Below are 22,578 nucleotides of genomic sequence, written 5' to 3'. Positions count from 1 at the left end.
AAGGTATTAGAGGTAAATTTGAAGTTGGGCAATAAACTCTCCATATTTCTTACTTACACCCGCCGCCGTCAGGCCTGGGCGAAGCGAATATTGGGTGGTAATTTTGGCATGGTGACCGTCGATAAGCCAGTTGATGCCTGTATCAAAGTTTGAAACTGTTTTTGACAGCGCATCAAAGTTCTTGCTGGTATATGCCATGAAGGGTTGTACGCGCATTTTAGGTTTGTCGGTGGCTTTAGGCAACAATAAGCCCACCTGTGTGTAGAAGATTTTTCCAGTTCCAATCATAGGTTGTGCATTTCCTGCTCCTGCCAAAAGTTTATCAGCACCTGTATAAGAAGCATCGGCAGCTCCAATGTTCATAATTCCGATATTTCTCAAGTAGTTTGGACCGAAATTATACTTGAAAAAGCCCGAATAAACGGTAATAGCCGTGTTTTTTTCTTTTTTACCAATGGGCATATCCAAGAAAGCATCTACTGACATCAGGTTTACGTTGTGTTTGGTCACCGTGCCATTGACCGACGAGCGTGTACCTTCGGGTTGGCTATAAAACCCAGCTCCGATGTTAAACACGCGCTTCGTTCCCAGATAGGTTCCTACTTTGAACGGCAACATATTTGATTCTGAATCTAAGAATTGGTACTCCACGTATCCCGTTTTGGCCCACTTGCTCGTCCCGTTGTTATCAACTGCCACTGCTTTTACGCCATCTGTTACGTTTGCTGGCGCAATACTTGTGTTGAAGGGCTTATTTAATCCAAAACGGTATTCAAGTTTGTTCAATTTCCCTTTGGCAAAAAAGCCATATTGACGTGCAAACTGGTCAGCATTATCAATCGTTGCCCAAGAGAAAATAGGCGAGTCAACGGTCAAAAAGTTAAGTGTTGAAGCCATTGTCATCCGCGATATACCCATAAAATAATGTAACCCTGCTCCTACGCTCAAACTTGAGTTTTTGTTTTCTTTGGTAGGTAAAATCAAGTGGTACTCGTTCCAAAAATCGTGAAAAAACATCTGCGGTTTCTTGCCATTTCCGTAACCTCCTGTTCCTGTACTTCCTGAGCCACCGCCGTTGATAAATGTTTGGTTATTGATACCAAAGTGAGCCAAAATCATATACCGTTTGCTTACTTGTGAATAGGCCAACATCCTAAGGCGACGTCCCGAAATATCAAAATTTGATTTGGCAGCTTCTCCCCCTACAGTCGTCCCAGGGTTAAGCTGAGTTGCTCTAAACCACGTTTGGTTCCACGTAATCACACGAATGTACTTTGTTTTTTCAGGGTTCAAATCAAGTTTAATACCCGTTCCGTAATCAGTTGAGCCTTGGCCATAACTCGTAGTGGCCAAGAGGCTACTGGCCATCAATACCAGTAAGGTTAAACACTTTTTCATAGGTTCGTTAAAGGAAAGAGGTTAAAAAAAGAGGTCGGCTTATTTTGTGTTATTCAAATATTTTTTTGAATAATCACTCGACAAAAGTGGAAGAAAGGATTTAAAAATCCGCTTGGGTGATGTTGTTATGCTAAACGCATATAGGTAGCAAACAAAATGGCTGTTTTTAAGTAAAAATCAGTAGAAAAATACGTTACAGAAGAAGAATAAGCAATAAATTAAAGGCATTATCGGAAGTTACCCCTATAGTATTTTGAAAATACGCCCCAAAAACCATCTATTTTAATTTAGCAAACATATAGTAATTTAGCAATAAACGGCCATTTTATATAAAAAAACGGGGCAATATCATGTATTGCCCCCGCCTCAATGCACTTATTGGTGTAATTAATCTTTGAATCTTTCCCATTTAATCATCATAAACTTATCGCCTAATTCGGTCACAATCATGCCCGTTCCTTCCAAATTTTTACGGTCGGCGTAAAACTCAGCCAGCTCTTTGTGATTCATCACTTTGTAGGTAGCATGGTGCGTAATTCGGTCGGGCATTTTGATTTGATATTTCTTTACCCAGTTCATTACTGACACGTGGCTAACTCCCAAAAGTCGCTCTATTTCACGGTAACTCACCCCCTCAATGTACAACTGAAGCGCCTTAATCACGTAGTAGGAGCTAATTCCTTTACCAAGCTTATCGACCGTAAAATTGTAATCGCATTTTTTACAACGGAAACGCTGACGGTCTTTGATGATTCCGTTCTTGACAGTTTCAAGGCTGTCGCATTTGGGGCATTTGAGTGTTGCTGCCATGAAAAAGGAATAGTTAAGTTATAATTAAGAGGAAGTGTCCTATAGTAATTTACCAAAGCTAATAGGACTATTCATATAAAAAAATGTTTTTGGTCACGTTTAGTATTGCTTTGCTAATTAACTATAGTTCGCCATTTTTTTTACCTTTTTTTGATTTCTCAATGGCTGGTTAAAGGCATTTAAAAAATAGCCTCAGCGATACTAAATACACTGTAAGCTAAGTTTCTTTAACTATTACCCGCAGATTGGCGCAGATTGAAAGTCGCAGATGACGCAGATTAATGACAATATAAAGCCCTTTTTCAGCGAAAATCAGCGTTTATAATTCTGCGGCTTTCTGCGGGTAACAAAAAAGCTATTTACTTAACACTGTACTAAATCTTAATAGAAAAAGAGAGGTAAAGGCAACCCGATGAAGCATTGGGGTGGCACGGCCTTGCCAACGATTTAGCCCCAATTTTACACGACTTACTTGCAAAAATGGTAGGCTAACGGAGTATTTTTTTCGGAGGTTTTATGAGTTAACCAATTTTGCAGCGTCAAATTTTTAAACACATACAAGCCATGAAAACAAACAAAACAGTACGTTCAATGTTCAACACAATTTTTCAAAAAGCCCTTTTAATCGCCATTTTAGGCATTTCTTTCTTTGTTATAAGCTGCCAAGAACCAAACGCAGAGGTAGCTCCAGCACCCCATAAAACCACCACCAATGCCCGCCTTGCCACCGACGCCATCGCCGTTTCGACCAGCGACACCGTTTATAATATCACCTTCCAAAATGCCAAAGGATTAACGCTCACCGCCAAGCTATACGTGCCTGCCCTCCAGCCTGGCGAGCAGGTTCCTGCCATGGTTGTGATGCACGGATGCGGCGGAATGTGGTCAAACGATAACGTAGCTGCCAACAAAATGAAAACCAATTTCAACGAATGGGCAGCCGATTTTACTACGAAGAAAATTGCCTCGTTGTTTATCGACAGTTACACCAACCGCCTTGAAAATGGTCAGCCGATTGTGGAGTTTTGCGGCCGTACTCCGCTCAACGATAGCATTTGCTCTCCTGCCTACGAACGCACCTACGATGCCTACGCTGGCTTGGCTTATTTGCGTACTTTGCCTTACATTCAAGGAAGTCGAATTGGGTTGATGGGCTTCTCTCACGGAGGTTCTACGACAATGGCAGCGCTTGTCAATACCACATTAGTCACCAAAAGCCAATGGACAGTTTGGTATCAAAATAAGACTTACAATGTCGCCGCTCCCGTTGCTCGTCCTGCCCAAGGTGGGTTCAAAACGGCCGTTGCTTATTATCCTGGCGGTGGGTTCTTTAGTTACTTTGGAAGTGTTTCGGATGCTACCAAGGGCAAATACATCAACTACGCCCCACTGTTGATTCTGATTGGGAAAAACGATGATTTGCTTCCTGCTACCCAAGTACAGTACGACCGTGCCAAATTAAACGGCGCAGGAACAAGCATTGAACTGGTTACGTACGACAATGCCAATCATTCTTTTGACGAAAAAACAACGGGCGACGATGCCGTAGCCAAAGCCGCCGCTCGAACCAAAGTTTCAAGCTGGTTAGCGGCAACTTTGTAATCTTAATCGGTATAACGACATAAAAAAAGCGGGCCATACAGCCCGCTTTCCATGTTTATTTTAAGCAACAGAAACTCCGTTTTATGATTTATTACAAACCACTAAAATCAAATGTTTCGAGGTATTTTGTCGTAAACATTCCCGATTGGAAGCCTGCGTCGTCCATCAAGCGAATGTGGAAAGGAATCGTTGTTTTGATACCTTCAATTACAAACTCTTGCAAGGCACGCTTCATACGCGTTGTTACTTCTTCCCTCGACTGGCCACTGACGATTACTTTCGCAATCATTGAGTCATAGTTTGGTGGGATGGTATAACCTGCATACACGTGGCTGTCGATACGAACACCGTGTCCTCCAGGGAAATGCAACTGCGTAATTTTTCCTGGGCTCGGGCGGAAACCGTTGGCAGGGTCTTCGGCGTTGATACGGCACTCCATCGCGTATAGCTTAGGAGAATAATTTTGACCAGAAATACGTTCGCCAGCCGCTACTTTGATTTGTTCTTTAATAAGATCAAAATCAGTCACTTCTTCCGTGATTGGGTGTTCTACCTGAATACGCGTGTTCATTTCCATGAAATAAAACTCGCCGTATTTGTCCACCAAAAACTCAATCGTTCCTGCTCCTTCGTAGGCAATCGCTGACGCTCCACGAATAGCGGCTTCGCCCATGCGCTCACGAAGCTCGGGTGATACAATTGGTGATGGAGTTTCTTCGACCAATTTTTGGTGACGACGCTGAATCGAGCAATCGCGCTCCGAAAGGTGGCAAACGGTTCCGTATTGGTCCCCTACTACCTGAATTTCGATGTGACGAGGCTCTTCTACAAATTTCTCAAGGTACAAGCCATCATTTCCGAAGGCTGCTCCTGATTCCATTTTAGCATCGTCCCATGCTTTCTGAAATTCACTTTCGTCTTTGATAATCCGCATCCCACGGCCACCACCACCTGCAGTGGCTTTGACAATCACAGGATAACCGATTCCCTTCGCAAGTTCTTTTCCTTCTTCAACCGATTCCAATAACCCTTCTGAACCAGGAATTACGGGAACTCCAGCAGCTTTCATCGTTGCCTTGGCGGTTGACTTATCCCCCATGAAGTTGATTTGCTCGGCCGTTGCTCCGATAAATTTGATACCGTATTCGGCACAAATTCGCGAAAATTCAGCGTTTTCTGACAAAAACCCGTATCCAGGGTGAATGGCATCAGCGTTGGTAATTTCTGCGGCAGAAATGATGTTAGGAATACTCAAATATGATTGACGGCTTGGCGGAGGCCCAATACACACAGCCTCATCAGCAAAGCGGACGTGAAGACTATCACGATCTGCTGTGGAATACACAGCGACTGTTTTTATACCCATTTCGCGGCAAGTACGGATAATGCGCAATGCAATCTCCCCGCGATTGGCGATTAGTATTTTCTTGAACATGAGTTTTTGGAAATTGTTAAGCAGGCTCTACCAAGAACAATGGTTGGTCGTATTCTACAGGCGTAGCATTTTCAACCAATACTTTTACGATACGACCTGATACTTCCGATTCGATTTCGTTGAAAAGCTTCATCGCTTCTACAATACAAACCACTTTTCCAGTTGCTACTTCGTCGCCTACTTCTACAAACGAAGGTTTATCTGGTCCCCCTGAACGGTAGAAAGTACCAATCATTGGTGATTTGATGGTCAAATACTTCGATTCATCCGCTTTGGCCGCAGGAGCTGGTGCTGCTGCTGGCGCAGGAGCGGCCACTACTGGAGCTGGAGCGGCGGCCACTGGTGCTACTGCTACTGGAGCAGGGGCAGCAGCAACCACGGTAGTAACGGCGTTGCGTTTTACGCTTACTTTAAACTCACCAGTTTCGATATTTACTTCATCTAAGCTTGAGTGAGCGATGAAATCGAGTAGTTTTTGAATGTCTTTAATTTCCATTGTTGTTTGAAGTTAGGTTTTTTGGAGACTTACGTCTTACTTAACGCGTTCTGAGTACTCTCTGGTAGCCGTTTTGATGCGGATTTTATCACCTTGTTCGATAAACATAGGCACCATGATACGCGCTCCCGTTTCTACTTCTACTGCCTTGCGAGGGTTGTTAGCAGTATCGCCTTTAATGCCTGGCTCTGCATATATTACTTCCAAGTCAACTGTGGCTGGAAGTTCGCACGTGAGAGGTGCTTCGTTTTCGGTATTCAATAAAATTTCTACGACTTGACCTTCTTTCATCAAATCAGCTCCATCAACCAATTTCTCGTCGATTGAAATTTGCTCAAACGACTCGTTATCCATGAAGTTGTATCCTGCTTCATCCTTATAAAGGAATTGAAACTCGCGGCGCTCAACGCGCACAGGATAGATGGCAACGCCAGAGTTAAAGGTATTGTCTAACACTTTACCACTGGTAAGGCTTTTCAATTTTGTACGTACAAAAGCCGCTCCTTTACCAGGTTTAACGTGTTGAAACTCGACAATTTGAAACAAATCGTGGTTAAAATTAATTACTAATCCATTACGGATGTCTGCAGTTGTTGCCATTTTAGTATGAATCGTTAATTCATTAGATTGAAGGCTACGAATAACCCTAGCCTCTTATCGAAATTTGATTTTTGAGAATTGAGAAGTTTCCTCGTTAATACGCCCATTTTACATACACCGAACCCCACGTAAAACCTCCTCCAAAAGCGGCAAAAATGAGATTATCGCCTTTGTTTAGTTGCGATTCATAATCCCATAAGCACAGAGGAATGGTTGCCGCAGTCGTGTTTCCGTATTTATGAATGTTCAGCATCACCTTGTCCATTCCGACTTTCATGCGGTTAGCCGTTGCGGAAATGATGCGTTTGTTGGCTTGGTGAGGTACCAACCACGCCACGTCGTCGCCTGAGAGGTGGTTACGCTCCATGATTTCAGCCGCAACGTCGGCCATATTGGTGACAGCAAACTTAAATACTGACTGACCATCTTGGTAGGCATAGTGCCAGCGTTTGTCGATTGTTTCGTGCGTGGGCGGGAAGCGGCTTCCACCTGCTTTTTGGTGCAAAAATGGCTGACCAGCTCCGTCTGATTTGATAATAGTATCTAAAATTCCGAGTCCTTCGGTGTTAGGTTCGAGCAAAACAGCGCCTGCTCCATCCCCAAACAACACGCAGGTCGTACGGTCGGTGTAGTCAATAATAGCCGACATTTTATCCGCTCCTACCACAATCACTTTCTTGTATTTACCTGTTTCGATAAACTGCGAACCGACCGTCAGGGCATAAATAAAGCCCGAACAAGCCGCCTGAATATCAAAACTTCCGATGGATTTAATGCCCACCATGTCGCAGATGAGATTGGCTGTACTCGGAAATACAAAATCGGGAGTAGTTGTTGCACAAATCAACAAGTCAATATCACCTGCCGCAGTGTTTGTTTTGGCCAAAAGCCCTTTTACTGCTTCGGCGGCCATGTGAGATGTACCCAGTCCTTCGCCTTTGAGGATATGCCGTTCTTTAATACCTGTACGGGCCGTAATCCACTCGTCGTTGGTATCTACCATTTTCTCCAACTCAGCGTTGGTTAGTACATAATCGGGTAAGTATCCTTGTATCCCCGTAATAGCCGCGCGAATTTGACTCATTTTTTACTTTGATATAAGTGATTAGGTCTCACCTCTTTATAACTCAGAGGGACGACGATAAAGGTGGTTTCAACTCAATGCTTTGGCAATATGGACATGGATTTGAGCTTCCACTTGTTTGCAAGCCCAAGTAATCATGTTTTTGATAGCCGTTGGTGACGAAATACCGTGTGCAATCATCACATTGCCGTTTACGCCCACGATGCTACTTCCTCCCACCGCTTCGTAGTTCATTTTGTCGATGTAGTCATCTTTGATACCTCGTTCGCTTACGACCGTATAAAACGATTCTGCGAGTTTGAAAAGGGCATTTCCCGTAAAACCATCCGTAATGATTACGTCGGCCTTGTCATCGAAAAAGTCGCCGCCTTCCATGTTACCAACGAAGTTGATACGTGTATTTTCTTTCAAAAGCTGGTGTGCTGCTTGAGCTACGAGCGAACCTTTTTGTTCTTCTTCACCAATGTTCATCAATGCCACGCGTGGTTTGTCGATGCCAAAGGTATATTGGGCGTAGATAGAGCCAATCACGCCAAATTGTTCAAGCACTTCTGGTTTGCAGTCGGCATTGGCTCCAATATCAAGCATGGCAGCGTATCCTCCTTTTTTCTGAGGGACAAGCCCAACAATTGCGGGGCGGATAATGCCTTCAATCGCTTTGATGCTAAACAAAGCGCCTACGTGCATTGCTCCCGTATTGCCTGCGCCACAAAAGATGTCTATATTCTTTTCTTTGAGTAACTTAAACCCAATTGAAATGCTCGAATGAGGTTTTTGGGATAAGGCTTTGGTGGGGTGTTCACCCATCTCTACCACGTCTTCTGCGTGTACCACCTCAATCTGCGAGCCTTGATAGCCGTACTTAGTCACTAACTGATTAACGATGTCTTGTTTGCCGATAAGCACCAGCTGGACATTGGTTGGTAAATTAGCTGCTGCTAAGACAGCACCTTCCACAATTGCCTCGGGGGCGAAATCCCCTCCCATTGCATCTATTCCTATTTTCATTTTTCTATTGTAGGTATTGGGTAGTAAGAGGCTGTAAAAATAGTAGATAAGCAATACTAAAAAAGCATTTCATCGCAACTTTCTATACAAGTTGTGATGAAATGCTTTCATATACAATGCTTTATAAACTAGACTTTTGCGTAGCCTTCTACTACAACTTTGCCTTTATAAACCAGATTACCCTCAAAAACGTGGGCGCGGTGCATTACGTGTACTTCGCCTGTTGTTGGGTCAGTAGAAAGAGCCTTGCCCGTCAATGCGTCGTGCGTACGGCGCTTGTCACGGCGTGTGCTTGAGTGTCTTCGTTTGGGATGTGCCATTACCTTATGTCTTTAATTAATTGTTCGTTTGCTATTTATAAATACTTAAAAAAGTGCGTATTAATTGCCTTTTAGCTTTTTTAGGGCTGCCCAGCGCGGGTCGTCATCTTCTGGCTCTTCTGGTGTTTCTTCCTCGGGAGTTTGATAAACCAAAATTCCGTCAATTTCTTCATCGTCTTCTATTTCCTCCTCGTCGGTTCGGAATCGTGGATGAAGTTTTTTCATTGGCAATGCCAATGCGATGTACTCAAAAATATGACTGGCTACATTGATACGAACCGTGTCTTGACGAATGAGTTCAATTTCGTCAGAAAGCTGCTCGTTGTGGTCGCCAAACTTTAAAATGAGCCGTTCCTGAATGTCCAAAGGCTCTTCAAATACCTCAAGACTGCGATCACAAACCAAATCTACTTTCCCAACAATGTGGAAAGTAAGCATCAGCATCGTAGCCGATTTGTCCAGTTTTAAATGGGTTTTAAAGTGCCCACTTTCAATGAGTTCTTGCTCCAGCTCTTCAAAAAACTCGTTTTTAGACTCAAAATCAAAAACATATTGCTTTTCTTTTAAGCCGTAAATGTCTATGTCGTACTGTGTTAGCGCTTTCACTTCTCTGTCAAAATGGGCTGCAAAGTTAGAATTAATTATTAATATTCACAAGTCAAAAAAAGTTTCTGCTGTTTTTTAAAGGTTTTTTCCAAAAGCCAGCTTCCTTTTTTTCTTCCAACTACATTATAAACCACTTATCCTGCAAATCGTTCCGTTTATCCTAATCGCGCAACTTTTTGGAGTCGTTGCTGCATCTTGCTATCGAAATCAGTTCTTAAACTAAACAAATTTATAGCCATGAAAACGTTCATCTTCGCTCTCGCCTTCGCTGCTTCATTCAGTGCTTTCGCCCAAGACTCAGACGATTATTCTCAGAAAAAGAATAACTCCAAAGTGTATTATACCAGAGGAGGGAATGCCAGCTTGCTATCATTTGCCCAAGTTACCCGCGACGGGGAAGAAGTGTCTTCTATCCCACGTTTCACGATGTTTTTCAACATTGGAACCAACGCCAACGTCGATTTAGGCAACCACTTGGGCCTTTTTGCAGGTTTGAATTTGACTAACATTGGAATGATTACCGAAGAAACAATCGTTGGAACTGTCAAAACCGACGTATTTAAGTACAAACAACGGGTGTATGCCTTGGGCGTTCCTGTAGGTATCAAAATCGGCGATCTTCGTAAGTTTTATGTCTATGGTGGTGCCGAAGCTGCGTATGCTATTAACTTCAAGCAAAAAACATTTATCAACGGCGAAAAAGTCGATAAGTTCAACGAGTGGTTTAGCAACCGTTCCAACCCATTTATGCCTGCCGTTTTTGCAGGGTTCCAAACCAAAAGCGGATTTGGGTTGAAAGTGCAATATTATCTCACTGATTTCTTAAATCCCGATTTTTCAGAAAATGGCGTGAAACCTTATGCCAACACGGAGTCTAAGATTTTCTTCGTGACGTTGGGGTATAACTTTGGGAAGAAATAACATTGGCGTCAGAGACGCAAGGCCATTTTTGTCCCAAATTACAGTTTGGGACAAGCGATAGAAGCCATTTTTGTCCCAAATTACAGTTTAGAACAAGCGATAGAAGCCATTTTGCTCCTAAGTATAGTTTGGGACAGGCGAAACAAAAGAGAAGGGTCTTGAAACTCACAGATAAGTTTCAAGACCCTTCTCTTTTTCACTCATTCGTAATTCGTTCTACGCTTGCTGTTCTTTGACCAAGAAGCACGAGCCTGCGGCCAATAACATACAAACCCCTGCCAAAACGAGCGCATTGCGTGGGTCGTCGCCAAGAAGTGTTTTATAAAAAATAGGAACAGTTAACATCCCGATGAATTGCGGGACACAAATGAACCCGTTGAAAATCCCCATATACACGCCCATTTTTTCTTTAGGCACAGCGGCAGCCAACATCAAATAAGGCATTGACATAATTGACCCCCACATCAAACCGATGATGGTCATTCCTGCGAGATATACCATTTTATCATTAGAAAGCAATGTCATAAAAAAGCCCATTGCCCCGAGAACCAGAAATAGTGCGTGCGTTCCGCGTGAGCTTCCCACCATTTTTACGATTCGGGGAATAAAAAAGGAAATCACTGCGCAGGATACGCTAAACATGGCAAAACACAAACCACCCCATTTTGTTCCTTCCTCAAAACCCGTAGGGTTAGAAACGGCATCGGGGGCATTGAAGGCGTATTTGGCCACGGAAAGCGATAAATATTGCCACATCAACGGAAGTCCGTACCAGGTGAAAAATTTTACCCACCAAAGCTGGCGCATCACGGTAGGCATGGATGACAATGGCGCCAAAATTTCTTTAAAAACAGGGAGCATCAAAATCAAATAGCCTCCAATTAAAATGCCCAATCCCCACTGAAGTCCAGTCGCTAGTCCTCCTGAAAAATACGCGAATCCGAAGCCTAGAATAGCAGCCCCCACGGCAAGCGATAGGTGCCAAAAGGAAATAGATTTTTTCTCTTCGTCGGTAAAAACATGCTTTTTCTTGTAGTCATCATTCTCGGGTGGGTACTCTTTAGTGGTGCGCATGGTCCAAAATACGGCAATCAAAATCGACGCAGCTCCGATGTAAAAAGGATAACGAACCGAGTTAGGGATACCATTGGCGAGTTGCTCGTCGCTCAAAACCATCGAAATGCCCAAAAGTGGCAAAATGTACGGCATGAGGTTGGCGAGGGTCTGTCCAAAACCAACAAAAAACGATTGTACCGCAAAACCCACGGGGCGTTGTTTTTCGTTGAGCATATCACCTACAAAAGCCCGAAATGGCTCCATGGCCGAGTTGAGCCCCGCATCAAGCATCCACATCAACCCTGCCGCCATCCATACGGCCGAAGAATTGGGCATGAGAATCATGGCAAGGCTTCCAACAAGTGCCCCTACCAATATAAACGGACGACGACGCCCCCATTTGGGCGACCAACTGCGGTCGGATACCGCGCCAATAATTGGTTGAAGTAGTAGCCCCGTGAGTGGGCCTGCGAGCCAAAGACCAGGGATTGAAGCTTCGTCGGCACCGAGGTATCGGAAGATTGGACTCATGTTGGCCTGCTGTAATCCGAAGCCATACTGAATCCCTAAAAATCCGAAACTCATGTTCCAAATTTGCCAAAAACTTAAATTGTTTTTTTCTTTCATCACTAGGTTAAGTTTAAAATCAAGTATTTCTGCAAGTATAGACAATTAGCAACGAATTGCAAACCTTCTGGTTTACATTTAAGTTATAAAAATTAGGATGAAAACAATAAACCATCTCCGCCGTTATCCCATGCAAAATCTTCTTGTAAGCCTTCTTTTTAGCCTGTTTTCAATTCAATCATTCGCGAATAAAATGCTTCCGAGTGCTATTTGGGGCTTTGGGCTGGTTGTGAGCAACCACCCACACGTTGTGAGCAACCAGCCACACGAGAAAGACAGCAAACCACACACTGAAAATGGCGTTACGGTCTCGGTGGATGTCTCCAATATTACACAAACGAGGGGAAGCCTTCGCATCGGAATTTTTCGGGAAGGAAACCCTTTTACGGGGCCAAAAGCAAAGCCAGATTTCTTTAAAGTAGTACCGATTACCGCAGCAACGACGCAACAAGTCGTCGTTAGTTTACCCGCAGGAAGGTACGTCATTGCGGTCTATCATGACATCAACGACAACGGTAAACTTGATAAAAACATGGTAGGCTATCCCAAAGAACCTTTTGGGTTTAGTAAGAATTTTAGGCCGATTCTTTCTGCGCCAAGTTTTGAGGACTGTGCCATTGAAATCAAGGAAAACAGCCCCCAAAACCGTCAGAAAATCAAGCTTATTGATTAGGTTATTTGAAAGGGACGACCACTCTGGTAATATCCCACTCCAAGACAAGAGCGGGTTGATTTTCGTCAAATGAAATTTCAAATTTTTCTACTGGAATTGAAGATATATTGACAGGTACATCCACTTGAAGAACGTCTGCACTTTCCTCGCGGCTTGCTTCTCCTCCGAAACTTACTCCCCAATCGTACATTTTATTGTTGAAGATAACTGTCCATTTGTCTTCCCGAGGAATCGTCCAAAGGGTATATTTTCCTGCTGGTAGGGTCTTACCTCCAATGCTTAAGTCTTTGTTGGTGGTAAAGGTCGTGGCCTCGTTGGCTCCCGTACGCCATACTTTGCCGTAAGGCACCAATTCGCCAAAAATCTCGCGTTCTCTTTTAGAGGGGCGACAGTAAAACACCGACACTTCTGTCCCGTCTTTTTTGTAATTAACCGTTGCTTCTGGGCTTGCTTTTTTGGTATTTAATTGCATGAACTTGAATGCAACGAACAACACTACTGCTAGTGCACCGACCACGATGCCTATCCATTTGAGGGCTTTTTTCATAGGTAAAAGGGTTTATGTTACAAATAAAACGATACGTACTCAATTAAAAAATACTTCGTCCACAAATACCCAAGCGGGTTGCCCTTTGCCTCCGTGCCATTCGGGGAGTTTGGCTACAGGTCGAGCAATTACCTTGATAAAAGTATAGCTACCTTCTTTTACCTTGGTGTCGATGGCCTCTATCCGCGCTGCTTCGTTTTGGGTCGGCTGAACAGGGTTCAGCTTCTGCATTAATTGGAGTTTAGTACGGTCGTTTCCTGCCCACACTTCAATCGACGCTGGCGGAAAAATATACCCTCCTATGTTTCGTCCTATACTCAACATCACCGATTTGACGGGCGTTGGTTTGTCAAATACAAAAAGTGCTTCCAACGGCTTTTCTCGGTAGCCTAGCCATGCTTTGTTTTTAAAGTCGTTGGCCTCCCCTTTTTTAAAGTTTACCAGCGTTCCACCTCCTTCGCCCATGTATTGTGGGTTAGGCTCGTTGAGCAATTCTACCGTTTTGGGGCGGTATCCTCCTTTAAAAAAAGTATATTCGACTATATCGCTGGCGTACCATTTGTCTTTTACCGCCCGTGCTTTTACGATGGTGTAGCCGTTCAGTGCAAACGGTTTTTGGTAAGCTGGTGCCGTCAGTGAATCAGGCAAAGTTCCGTCGGTGGTATAGCGAATGGTAACACCTTTGAGAGGATGTTTAAACGAAACGGGGGTAGCATTGGTTAAAACCAAATTTTCGTTGACCAACACAGGAGGGTTGAGCTTCAATTTTTCGGCATCAGTAGGTACGTACCCCATCTCAAAACGAATGGCAGGGTGTTGTTTTTGAAGTTCCTTGGCTTCGGCCTCCGAAATAGGGGTATTCCAGATAAACACTTCTTTAAGAGCTGGAAGTTTTGCCAATGCCGCCATGCCTGCTTTTGTCTGTTTCGTTCCTGAAAGAGACAATGATTTCAATTTGGTCAACGATTGCAAGTTCGACAAAGACGCGTCGGTAATGTCGGTATTATTTAACACCAATTTTTCAAGTTGTTCAAACTGCCCGATGGTTTTCAGGTCTTCGTTTTTGACGGGCATATTTGACAAATTCAATGCCACCAACTGCTCTTTGATTTCGGACAACTCTCCCAACTGTTCTTGCTTGTAAGCTTGACGCACAAAAAAATCGGTATGCAATGCGGGTGAACCATTCGCAATCGGAAAAATAACGCGAAAAGGCGTGTTTAGCTTTTCAATCGTTTCTTCACTAGCAGGCTCAAAATCGTACGTGGCTACTTGAGCCTCAGCGCTTTTTTCTTTGTTCAAAAAAGCCCTAATGGGGTCATTTGCGGCCAACTGCCCCACCTTCTGTTTAGTACTAGCACCTGCGTTAATCCAAGCCATTAATACGCCAATTTCGTCGGCGGCCAACTGAGCTTTGCCTTTGGGTGGCATGTGTTTTTTATCTTCCAGTGGCAAATTGGCACGTTGGATAAGGTGGCTTTTTAGGGCATCGCCCGCTACCCATATCGGGCCATTTTTCCCTCCTTTAAGCAAACCCGCAAGGGTTGTCATCAGCAGTTCTCCTTTGGTTTTTTGTTCGTTATGGCATTGGTAGCATTTGGCTTTCAAAATGGGTTGAATCGCCGCTTCAAAGACAGGGGTGTCGTCCGTAAACGTTAACTGCGATGCTGCGTCGGCATTGGGAAACAGGTAGCCTTCCCCGTGGGTCAAACTTGCACCAAAATGCCCCGTCACGAACATAGCAACGGCACTAATCCCCAACAGTGGCGTAAAAAGGCGCTGTTCTTGGGTTGTCTGGTACAAAGCCCAAAGACCATAGCACAAGAAACTCAACCCGATGCCCGTGTATTTGTGCCAACTGAGTACATCGGCGGTGTACCCTTCTTCGCGCGACAAAAAGAAACCCATCAAAGCAGCTACTGCGGCCGACAAAGCGGTTATGCCCAAAACAAATTTCATGAGTTTTGTAAAGCTTTCACCCGCAAACTCCCGCTTAAAAATCCAAAGTAGTCCCACAATGACCAACAGACCAATCGGCAAATGCAACAGCATCGGGTGCATTCGTCCGACGGGCTGAAGCCAAGCGGGCAGCATGACTTTTTCCTGAAAAATCAACAAAAACAACAATAATACGTGAAGGCCAACCAGTAAATAAGATAGAAGGGTTTGGAAACGAAACATTTTTTAAGTGTCGAGGTTAGAGGGCGGAATGTCGAATTTTAAGGCAGTCGCTCGGCTCTACCGAGTGACGACTATTAGCAGGCTTCCAGCCTGCATCATAAATTACTTACTTTCAAAGGCGATTCAGCACAGGCACTGCTAAATAAGTAATACCAAGGCTCTGTCACAATACCTGCCTTCACGGGGTTTTCATGAATATAATCTACTTTTTGTTGAATTACTTTATTAGAATATAACTCAATCGGGTAATTTGTTTTTTGCCAAAACATATACTCCGCATTTTGAGCGTAACGATTTGCAAAAAAATGAAACATATACATCAGCCATTCTTTACGGCTTTCTTGTTCATTTTCTTGAATCAACCCTAGTAATCGTTTGGATGTATAGCTTTTAAAATCGCGTAATAATTCGCTCAAAACTCCCTCATTTCGGCGGCAAATCAAATGGAGGTGACTTGGCATAATTACGTATTCAAAAACTTCCAACTCTTTTTTTTGCTGGCAATAAGCAAGGTTTTTGACTATTTCATCGCAATATTCTCGTCGTGTAAATACATCTATCCATCCTACAACCGTCAAAGTCACAAAATAGGTGGCGTCGGGTATATTTGCTTTACGAAGCTCAGACATGGTTTCTGTTACATTTTATGGCCAGAGGCCTTATGATAGTCGTCACTCGCAGGATGCGAGCGACTGCAATCGTTCGGCGCAGTCGCTCGGCTCTGCCGAGTGACGACTATTACAAGGCTTCCAGCCTATTACGCAATTAGCCCAGGCAATACTTTTCCAGCCAAGTCGGTCAGGCGATAGCGGCGGCCGAGGTGCTTGTAGGTAAGTTTTTCGTGATTGATACCCATCAAGTGCATCACCGTCGCGTGAAAATCGTTGATATGAACAGGGTCACGCACGATGTTGTACCCAAAATCATCCGTTTGGCCATAGACTGTCCCAGGTTTTACGCCTCCCCCTGCCATAAACGTACAATACGCCCTTGGATGGTGGTCGCGGCCATAGTTATCTTTGGTTGAAGTTCCTTGACCATAGTTAGTACGCCCAAATTCTCCTCCCCAAATTACCAATGTTTCGTCGAGCAGGCCACGTTGTTTCAAATCGGTAATCAAAGCCGCTGAAGCACGGTCGGTATCTTTGGCTTGCAATGGCATTTCACCGACCATATTTCCGTGCTGATCCCAGCCTTGATGATACAACTGCACAAAGCGCACTCCTGCTTCCGAAAGCTTACGTGCCAACAAACAGTTGGCAGCAAACGTCCCTGGTACCAAACACTCGGGGCCGTACATTTTGACAATGTGGTCAGGTTCTTTGCTCAAATCTGTCAATTCAGGAACGGCCGTTTGCATCCGATACGCCATTTCATATTGCTGAACCTTGGCTTTGATTTCGGGGTCGCCAAAATCATCGAATGCCATGTTATTCAATTCAGCTAAGTTATCAAGCATTTTTCGGTGCGACGCTCGGTCGGAGTTTGCGGGGTTGTTGAGGTACAAAATAGGGTCTTCACCGCTACTAAATACCACTCCTTGGTGCGTTGAATCCAAAAATCCGTTTGACCAAAGTTTTGAGTACACCCCTTGTCCATTGCCTTTACCACGCGACAGCAACACCGAAAACGCAGGTAAGTTTTTATTCTCACTACCCAAACCATAGCTTACCCACGAACCCATGCTTGGGCGATTGCCCTGCTGCGCCCCCGTCTGCATAAAAGTCAATGCAGGGTCGTGGTTGATGGCCTCGGTATTCATGGTTTTAATCATGCAAAGATCATCCGCAATATTGGCAATATTGGGAAACAACTCACTCATCCACATTCCAGATTGGCCATGTTGCGCAAACTTAAAATAGGAACCTACCAACGGAAACTTGGCTTGATTGGCCGTCATCCCCGTTAGGCGTTGCCCCATCCGTATCGAGGCGGGCAGTTCTTCACCTGCCATTTTATTGAGCAACGGCTTATATTCAAAGCTTTCATACTGAGATGGAGCTCCGTTTTGGAACAAATAAATGACTCGTTTTGCTTTGGGTGCAAACTGAGCAACCCCCAAAGGCAGTTCTTCTACGTCATCCCCTGCCCCCTTAAACAAGTCAGGAACAAGCAAAGACCCCAATGCAACACTACCAATCCCCGCCGCCATTTTTCCCATAAAATGCCGACGGTTGACATTCAAACGGTTTTCAAAAAATTCGTTCTTATTCATAGTTTTAATGAATTGTTGTGTGTTCGTGCTCAGTTATTTCATAATCGCCTCTTCCAAGTTATACATCATCAGTATGGATTGCATAAGGGCTGCTACCATAGAACGATTAGCGATTCGTGCTTGCGGACGTTCTCCTACACTCAGCAGTTTCGCCGCCTTTTTGGGGTCTTTGGCAAACACCGATTGCTCACTTTCAAAATACTTTTCGAGCACACTGAGCTCTTTTTCCTTCCCTGTTCGGCATACGACGATGCGAAACGCTTTCTTGATTTTATCCTCGTCAGGGATTTTTTCAACGGCTAATTTCTCAGCCAAAACCCTAGCAGACTCAAGTACAACGGGGTCGTTGAGCATTACCAATGCCTGAAGTGGTGTATTGGTTCGGGAACGTTTCACCTCGCATTGGTCGCGGTTCGAAGCATCAAAAATCAACATGGATGGCGGCGGCACCGTCCGTTTTATAAACACGTACATCCCTCGGCGGTAAAGGCTATCACCGTGGTCTTGAATGTAGCTTTTAAGGCTTCCACGCCCTGAAGTCGCTACTTCCCACAAGCCCTTTGGCTGATAAGGTTTGACGCTTGGCCCACCAATGGCAGGACTGAGCAGTCCGCTTGTAGATAACACAAAATCGCGCACCAACTCCGCCGAAAGGCGCATTCGAGGGGCACGAGCCAGCAACACATTTTCGGGGTCTTTGGCCAAGTGTTCTTTCGTTATCACGGCCGACTGTCGATAGGTTGCCGACATCACGATTTGTTTCACCAAACGCTTAATGTTCCAATCGTGGGTGCGGAAATCCACCGCTAACCAGTCTAACAACTGCGGATGCGAAGGCAACTCACCTTGCATTCCAAAATCGCCAACGGTTTTGACAATGCCGCGTCCAAAGAACTCTTGCCACACCCGATTCACAAACACGCGTGCCGTTAGCGGGTTTTTCGCATCAAGCATCCACTGGGCAAGCCCTAGGCGGTTTTCGGGGTATTTTTTGGTATCAAAAGGCAACAAGAATTTGGGCATTTGAGCTCCAACTACATCGGTCGGTTGGTCATAATTACCACGCCCCAACACGTGCGTTTTGCGTAACGTATCCAAATCTTGCATCACCATAACCGTCACATCGGCGGTATCGGTTTTATTGACAAAGGTCAGAATACTCTTGACGTCTTTGGTCGTCAATTTCAGGTTTGGAGGATCGGCAAAAGAGGCATCAATCGTCCCTACCAAGCCTTTTTCGGGCACTTGGTTAAAGAAAGCAAAAGCACTGTAGTAATCTTTTTGTAGAATGGGGTCGTACTTGTGATCGTGGCATTTGGCACATTCGTAGGTCAATGCCAAAAACGTTTTCCCAAAAGTATTGGTACGGTCAGTTACGTATTCGATGCGGTATTCTTCGTCAATCACCCCTCCTTCTTGCGTGATTTTATGATTACGGTTAAAGCCCGTTGCCAGCAATGCCTCCTTGATACGAGGATTAGCGGGATTGCCCTTCTGACGTTTTACGATCAAATCACCCGCAAGTTGCCACGTCAAAAATTTACTGTAGCTGTAATTTTGGTTAAAGGCATGAATCACCCAATCACGCCACGGCCACATGGTTCGTAGTCCATCGTCTTGGTACCCATGCGAATCGGCATACCGAGCAGCATCTAACCACGGAATCGCCATTTTTTCGCCATAGTGTTTTGAACTTAGCAATTCGTCCACCACTTTTTCATAGGCATTGGGCGACTCGTCTTTCAAAAAGCGTTCTTGTAAATCAAGCGAAGGCGGAAGCCCCGTAATATCCAAGGCCACCCGTTTCAAAAGCCGTTCTTTATCGGCTTCTTCGTTGGGCTTTAGGCCATTTTCCTCCATTTTGGCCAACGTGAAGTAGTCGATGGAGTTTTTGGGCCAAGCATCGTTGTCAACGTTAGGCAACTTGGGTCTTTCTGGCGCAATAAACGCCCAGTGGGGTTTGTATTTTGCCCCTTGTTTGATCCACTTTTCAATCAGTGCAATCTCGTGCTCGTTCAATTTGAGGTTGGATTCCAAAGGCGGCATAATTTCGGCCGTATCTTTGGTAATAATGCGTAACCACACCGCCGACTCGTCGGGTTTACCTGGCACAATCGCGTGGAGTTTAGCATTGTCTTTCAGCGCGGCGTAAGCGGCTTCTTCGGTGTCCAAACGCAAATCAGCCTCCCGTTTGTTAGCATCGGGGCCGTGGCATTTAAAGCAACGATCCGAGAGAATCGGTCGGATGTGATAGTTATAGTCAACCTCGTCAGGAACAGAAGCTGCCGACGTGCTACCTCCATTCAGAAAGCAAGCAGTAGTCACACAACTAACTGCAATGCCTACTCCTATTAAAAGCCTGTTTTTGAACAGGTAAGAAAGTATTTTTCGATTCATTTTCACGATAAAGGCAGGAACAGTTTATAATAAGTACAAATATATTTTAAAAAATATTAAAAACTAATTTATACTCATCTGCGGTCTTTTTCTTTTTACCAAAATTGTTTTTGAGTCATCTACGTTATATAGTAGCTCATTCACAATGGGTATTTTTTTGTACCTTTGAACCCTAAAATCGAACTGTATGGACACAACCTATTTGAGCCGAATTACGTTAAACCCTAGCGTGGGTCACGGAAAACCTACCATTCGTAATACTCGTTATTTGGTAGAAGGGTTGTTGGAATATCTCGCGGGTGGCGATAGCGTAGAAGACATTTTAGAACAATTTCCCGACTTAGAGCGAGAAGACGTATTGGCTTGTATTCAATATGCCCTCACAACACTCAAAGTACAAAGTGCAAATTTAGTCGCATGAAGTTTTTGATTGATGCTCAACTGCCCCCAGTTCTAAAATTTGTCTTCTTAAATAGAGGTTATGAGGCGATTCATACACTTGATTTACCCCAAAAAAACGACACACCTGACAGCGAAATTTTAGAAATCGCGATTGAAAATAATTATATCCTCGTCACAAAAGACAAAGACTTCTACAACTCCTTTCTCTTAAAAAAACAGCCCCGAAAACTCATTATGGTCAAAGCAGGGAACATGAGAATTAGGGAGATGAAAAGCATTTTTGAACAAAACTTCGACAAGCTTATTCAATTACTAAAGTATAAAGACCTGGTAATAGTGGGCATCGACAAAATTGATTTACATAGCTAAATGAAAATTTACTGGCGCATTTTACAGTACGCCCGCCCGCTTAGCCGATACGTAGGGCCGTACTTTTTTACCTCTTTATTGGGTAGCTTGTTTGGGGTACTCAATTTTACACTGATTCAACCTTTACTAGATGTTCTTTTTGGGAAAGCAAAAATTCCGTCTCAATTGGTTTTTCCTTCTTTCCGTTTCGATGCAGCCTATTTGGTCGATTTGTTCCAATATTACTTTGGGCACGCCATTCAGCAATACGGAAAACTCGGAGCGTTGCAATTTGTGTGCGGGGCTATTTTGCTGTGCGTTTTTTTGGCCAACGTCTTTAAATATCTTTCAATACGAATCATTGAAAATTTTAAAGCACACACCGTCGCCCAGCTGCGCCAAGCGGTCTTTGACAGTGCCATTCGTTTGAGCCTCTCGTTTTTCTCCAACGAACGCAAAGGAGACCTTATCTCTCGCGTAACCACCGACGTTCAGGAAATCGAAAACTCGCTCGGACGGGCGTTTAGTGCGTTGTTCAAAGAGCTGTTTACGCTTATTTTTTACTTCGTCACGCTCTTTGCTATGTCGGTCAAACTGACTTTTTTTACGCTCATAGTCATTCCTCTTTCGGGGATTATTATTGGAACGTTAGCCAAAAAACTCAAAGAATCAGCCTCGGAAGTGCAGCAGCGTTTGAGTAATATCATCAGCGTCCTCGACGAAACCTTTGGTGGGATTCGCGTGGTGAAGGGTTTCAACGCCGAAAAAGTCATTCGTCGCCGTTTTGAAGAAGAAAACCAAGGCTATCGCCATTCCTTGTTGCGCATGGTGTTTCGTCAAGAACTAGCCCCACCGATGTCAGAATTTATGGGAGTTTCGGTCGTAGCGGGGATTTTATTATACGGTGGCTCGATGGTGCTTTCTGATAATTTTGAGCTTTCAGCTTCTACCTTCGTGACGTACATCATCATTTTTTCGCAGGTGTTACGGCCAGCCAAAGAGATTTCTAACGCCATCAGTGGCATCCAACGCGGAGTGGCGTCGGGCGAACGTATCATGCGTTTGATTGACATGCCTTTGGAAGTTCAAGATGCGCCCAATGCCCAGCAGTTCAAGCAATTTAACTCAGCAATTGAAGTAAAAAACCTTTCGTTTGAGTACGAAAAAGGAGTTCCTGTATTGCAAAACATTTCTTTTTCACTCAAAAAAGGCAAAACTGTTGCGCTTGTAGGCTCGTCGGGCGGGGGTAAATCAACGATTGCCGATATGATTCCCCGTTTTTATGACCCTACTGACGGGCAAATTTTGATTGATGGGCTGGATTTACGTTCCATCACCACAAAATCGCTGCGCGACCAAATGGGGATTGTAACGCAAGAGTCGATTCTTTTCAACGATACGATTTTTAACAACATCGCTTTTGGCACCGAGGCCACCGAAGCCGAAGTGATGGCGGCGGCTAAAATCGCCAACGCCCACGATTTTATTCTGGAACAGCCAGACGGTTACCAAACAATCATCGGCGACCGAGGCACTAAGCTTTCGGGTGGGCAGCGTCAGCGCTTGAGCATTGCAAGAGCAATTTTGAAAAATCCTCCGATTTTGATTTTGGACGAAGCAACTTCAGCCTTGGACACCGAATCCGAAAAGTTGGTGCAAGAAGCTTTGACTAATTTGATGAAAAACCGCACGACCTTGGTCATCGCGCACCGCCTCAGCACCATTCAACACGCCGATGAAATATTGGTATTGAGCGGTGGAAAAATCATCGAACGCGGCACACACGACGCGCTTTTGAAGGAAGAAAAAAGCTTTTATCGGAAGTTAAGCTTAATGCAAAGCTAAACTTCCG

Annotated in this window: 21 protein-coding genes; 6 read left to right on the top strand and 15 right to left on the bottom strand. The window is 44.3% G+C overall.

What is annotated here, in order from left to right; translation table 11 throughout:
* Positions 1-6: 6 nt before the first annotated feature.
* The gene (locus tag AC23P2_RS09635; RefSeq protein ID WP_487772994.1) at positions 7-1,398 is read right to left on the bottom strand and encodes a porin; all 1,392 of its coding nucleotides are present in this window, start codon (positions 1,396-1,398) and stop codon (positions 7-9) included.
* Between the two features lie 387 nt (positions 1,399-1,785).
* On the bottom strand, positions 1,786-2,208 hold the full coding sequence (locus AC23P2_RS09630) for an IS1/IS1595 family N-terminal zinc-binding domain-containing protein (protein ID WP_028522187.1): 423 nt from the start codon (positions 2,206-2,208) through the stop codon (positions 1,786-1,788).
* Between the two features lie 564 nt (positions 2,209-2,772).
* On the opposite strand from AC23P2_RS09630, the gene AC23P2_RS09625 reads away from it, so the two are divergent.
* Positions 2,773-3,810, top strand: a complete 1,038-nt coding sequence (locus tag AC23P2_RS09625) for a dienelactone hydrolase family protein (RefSeq protein WP_487772993.1) — start codon at positions 2,773-2,775, stop codon at positions 3,808-3,810.
* Positions 3,811-3,901: 91 nt separating this feature from the next.
* Here the strand turns inward: AC23P2_RS09625 and accC are convergent, their stop codons facing one another.
* The 7 genes from accC to AC23P2_RS09590 all read right to left on the bottom strand — a co-directional run bounded on the left by accC (position 3,902) and on the right by AC23P2_RS09590 (position 9,359).
* Positions 3,902-5,245 carry an acetyl-CoA carboxylase biotin carboxylase subunit gene (gene accC, locus AC23P2_RS09620; protein ID WP_183975257.1) on the bottom strand — a complete coding sequence of 448 codons (1,344 nt, stop codon included), beginning with the start codon at positions 5,243-5,245 and terminating at the stop codon, positions 3,902-3,904.
* A 16-nt stretch (positions 5,246-5,261) separates the two neighbouring features.
* Positions 5,262-5,741, bottom strand: coding sequence for an acetyl-CoA carboxylase biotin carboxyl carrier protein (gene accB / locus AC23P2_RS09615; protein WP_487772992.1), 480 nt, complete (start codon positions 5,739-5,741; stop codon positions 5,262-5,264).
* Positions 5,742-5,777: 36 nt separating this feature from the next.
* A complete protein-coding gene (gene efp, locus AC23P2_RS09610; protein WP_472490899.1) occupies positions 5,778-6,341 on the bottom strand; it encodes an elongation factor P in 564 nt (187 codons plus the stop codon).
* A 94-nt stretch (positions 6,342-6,435) separates the two neighbouring features.
* Positions 6,436-7,425 carry a beta-ketoacyl-ACP synthase III gene (locus AC23P2_RS09605; protein ID WP_028525185.1) on the bottom strand — a complete coding sequence of 330 codons (990 nt, stop codon included), beginning with the start codon at positions 7,423-7,425 and terminating at the stop codon, positions 6,436-6,438.
* Positions 7,426-7,494: 69 nt separating this feature from the next.
* Entirely contained in the window at positions 7,495-8,433 is a 939-nt protein-coding gene (gene plsX / locus AC23P2_RS09600) for a phosphate acyltransferase PlsX (RefSeq protein WP_487772991.1), read from the bottom strand.
* 128 nt (positions 8,434-8,561) lie between these two features.
* A complete protein-coding gene (gene rpmF, locus AC23P2_RS09595) occupies positions 8,562-8,753 on the bottom strand; it encodes a 50S ribosomal protein L32 (RefSeq protein WP_028525183.1) in 192 nt (63 codons plus the stop codon).
* 60 nt (positions 8,754-8,813) lie between these two features.
* Entirely contained in the window at positions 8,814-9,359 is a 546-nt protein-coding gene (locus tag AC23P2_RS09590; RefSeq protein WP_487772990.1) for a YceD family protein, read from the bottom strand.
* A 237-nt stretch (positions 9,360-9,596) separates the two neighbouring features.
* Here AC23P2_RS09590 and AC23P2_RS09585 point away from each other — a divergent pair, with 237 nt between their 5' ends.
* Entirely contained in the window at positions 9,597-10,280 is a 684-nt protein-coding gene (locus AC23P2_RS09585; protein WP_487772989.1) for a hypothetical protein, read from the top strand.
* Between the two features lie 216 nt (positions 10,281-10,496).
* Here the strand turns inward: AC23P2_RS09585 and AC23P2_RS09580 are convergent, their stop codons facing one another.
* Positions 10,497-11,963 (bottom strand): MFS transporter, encoded by a 1,467-nt coding sequence (locus tag AC23P2_RS09580; protein WP_487772988.1) that lies wholly within the window; start codon positions 11,961-11,963, stop codon positions 10,497-10,499.
* Positions 11,964-12,093: 130 nt separating this feature from the next.
* On the opposite strand from AC23P2_RS09580, the gene AC23P2_RS09575 reads away from it, so the two are divergent.
* Positions 12,094-12,636: a DUF2141 domain-containing protein gene (locus AC23P2_RS09575; RefSeq protein ID WP_487772987.1), complete on the top strand. Its 543-nt coding sequence runs from the start codon at positions 12,094-12,096 to the stop codon at positions 12,634-12,636.
* A gap of 1 nt (position 12,637) precedes the next feature.
* Here the strand turns inward: AC23P2_RS09575 and AC23P2_RS09570 are convergent, their stop codons facing one another.
* From AC23P2_RS09570 to AC23P2_RS09550, 5 genes are all read right to left on the bottom strand, one after another.
* On the bottom strand, positions 12,638-13,183 hold the full coding sequence (locus tag AC23P2_RS09570; RefSeq protein ID WP_487772986.1) for a DUF2911 domain-containing protein: 546 nt from the start codon (positions 13,181-13,183) through the stop codon (positions 12,638-12,640).
* Positions 13,184-13,222: 39 nt separating this feature from the next.
* Positions 13,223-15,364 (bottom strand): FN3 associated domain-containing protein, encoded by a 2,142-nt coding sequence (locus tag AC23P2_RS09565; RefSeq protein ID WP_487772985.1) that lies wholly within the window; start codon positions 15,362-15,364, stop codon positions 13,223-13,225.
* A 95-nt stretch (positions 15,365-15,459) separates the two neighbouring features.
* Positions 15,460-15,993, bottom strand: coding sequence for an REP-associated tyrosine transposase (locus AC23P2_RS09560; protein WP_487772984.1), 534 nt, complete (start codon positions 15,991-15,993; stop codon positions 15,460-15,462).
* Between the two features lie 128 nt (positions 15,994-16,121).
* Complete coding sequence (locus AC23P2_RS09555) at positions 16,122-17,579, bottom strand: DUF1501 domain-containing protein (protein WP_487772983.1); 1,458 nt, start codon at positions 17,577-17,579, stop codon at positions 16,122-16,124.
* Positions 17,580-17,612: 33 nt separating this feature from the next.
* Positions 17,613-19,976 carry a PSD1 and planctomycete cytochrome C domain-containing protein gene (locus AC23P2_RS09550; protein ID WP_487772982.1) on the bottom strand — a complete coding sequence of 788 codons (2,364 nt, stop codon included), beginning with the start codon at positions 19,974-19,976 and terminating at the stop codon, positions 17,613-17,615.
* 187 nt (positions 19,977-20,163) lie between these two features.
* Here AC23P2_RS09550 and AC23P2_RS09545 point away from each other — a divergent pair, with 187 nt between their 5' ends.
* The 3 genes from AC23P2_RS09545 to AC23P2_RS09535 are packed head-to-tail and all read left to right on the top strand — an operon-like array spanning position 20,164 to position 22,571.
* Complete coding sequence (locus tag AC23P2_RS09545) at positions 20,164-20,397, top strand: DUF433 domain-containing protein (RefSeq protein ID WP_487772981.1); 234 nt, start codon at positions 20,164-20,166, stop codon at positions 20,395-20,397.
* Entirely contained in the window at positions 20,394-20,747 is a 354-nt protein-coding gene (locus AC23P2_RS09540; RefSeq protein ID WP_487772980.1) for a DUF5615 family PIN-like protein, read from the top strand. Before AC23P2_RS09545 ends, AC23P2_RS09540 begins: the two co-directional genes overlap by 4 nt.
* A complete protein-coding gene (locus AC23P2_RS09535; protein WP_487772979.1) occupies positions 20,748-22,571 on the top strand; it encodes an ABC transporter ATP-binding protein in 1,824 nt (607 codons plus the stop codon).
* Positions 22,572-22,578: the final 7 nt, after the last annotated feature.

This window comes from Runella sp. R0.1_18, from assembly GCF_057652155.1.
The sequence above is the reverse complement of the archived record's forward strand: the minus strand, read 5'-3'. Positions and strand labels throughout refer to the sequence as shown.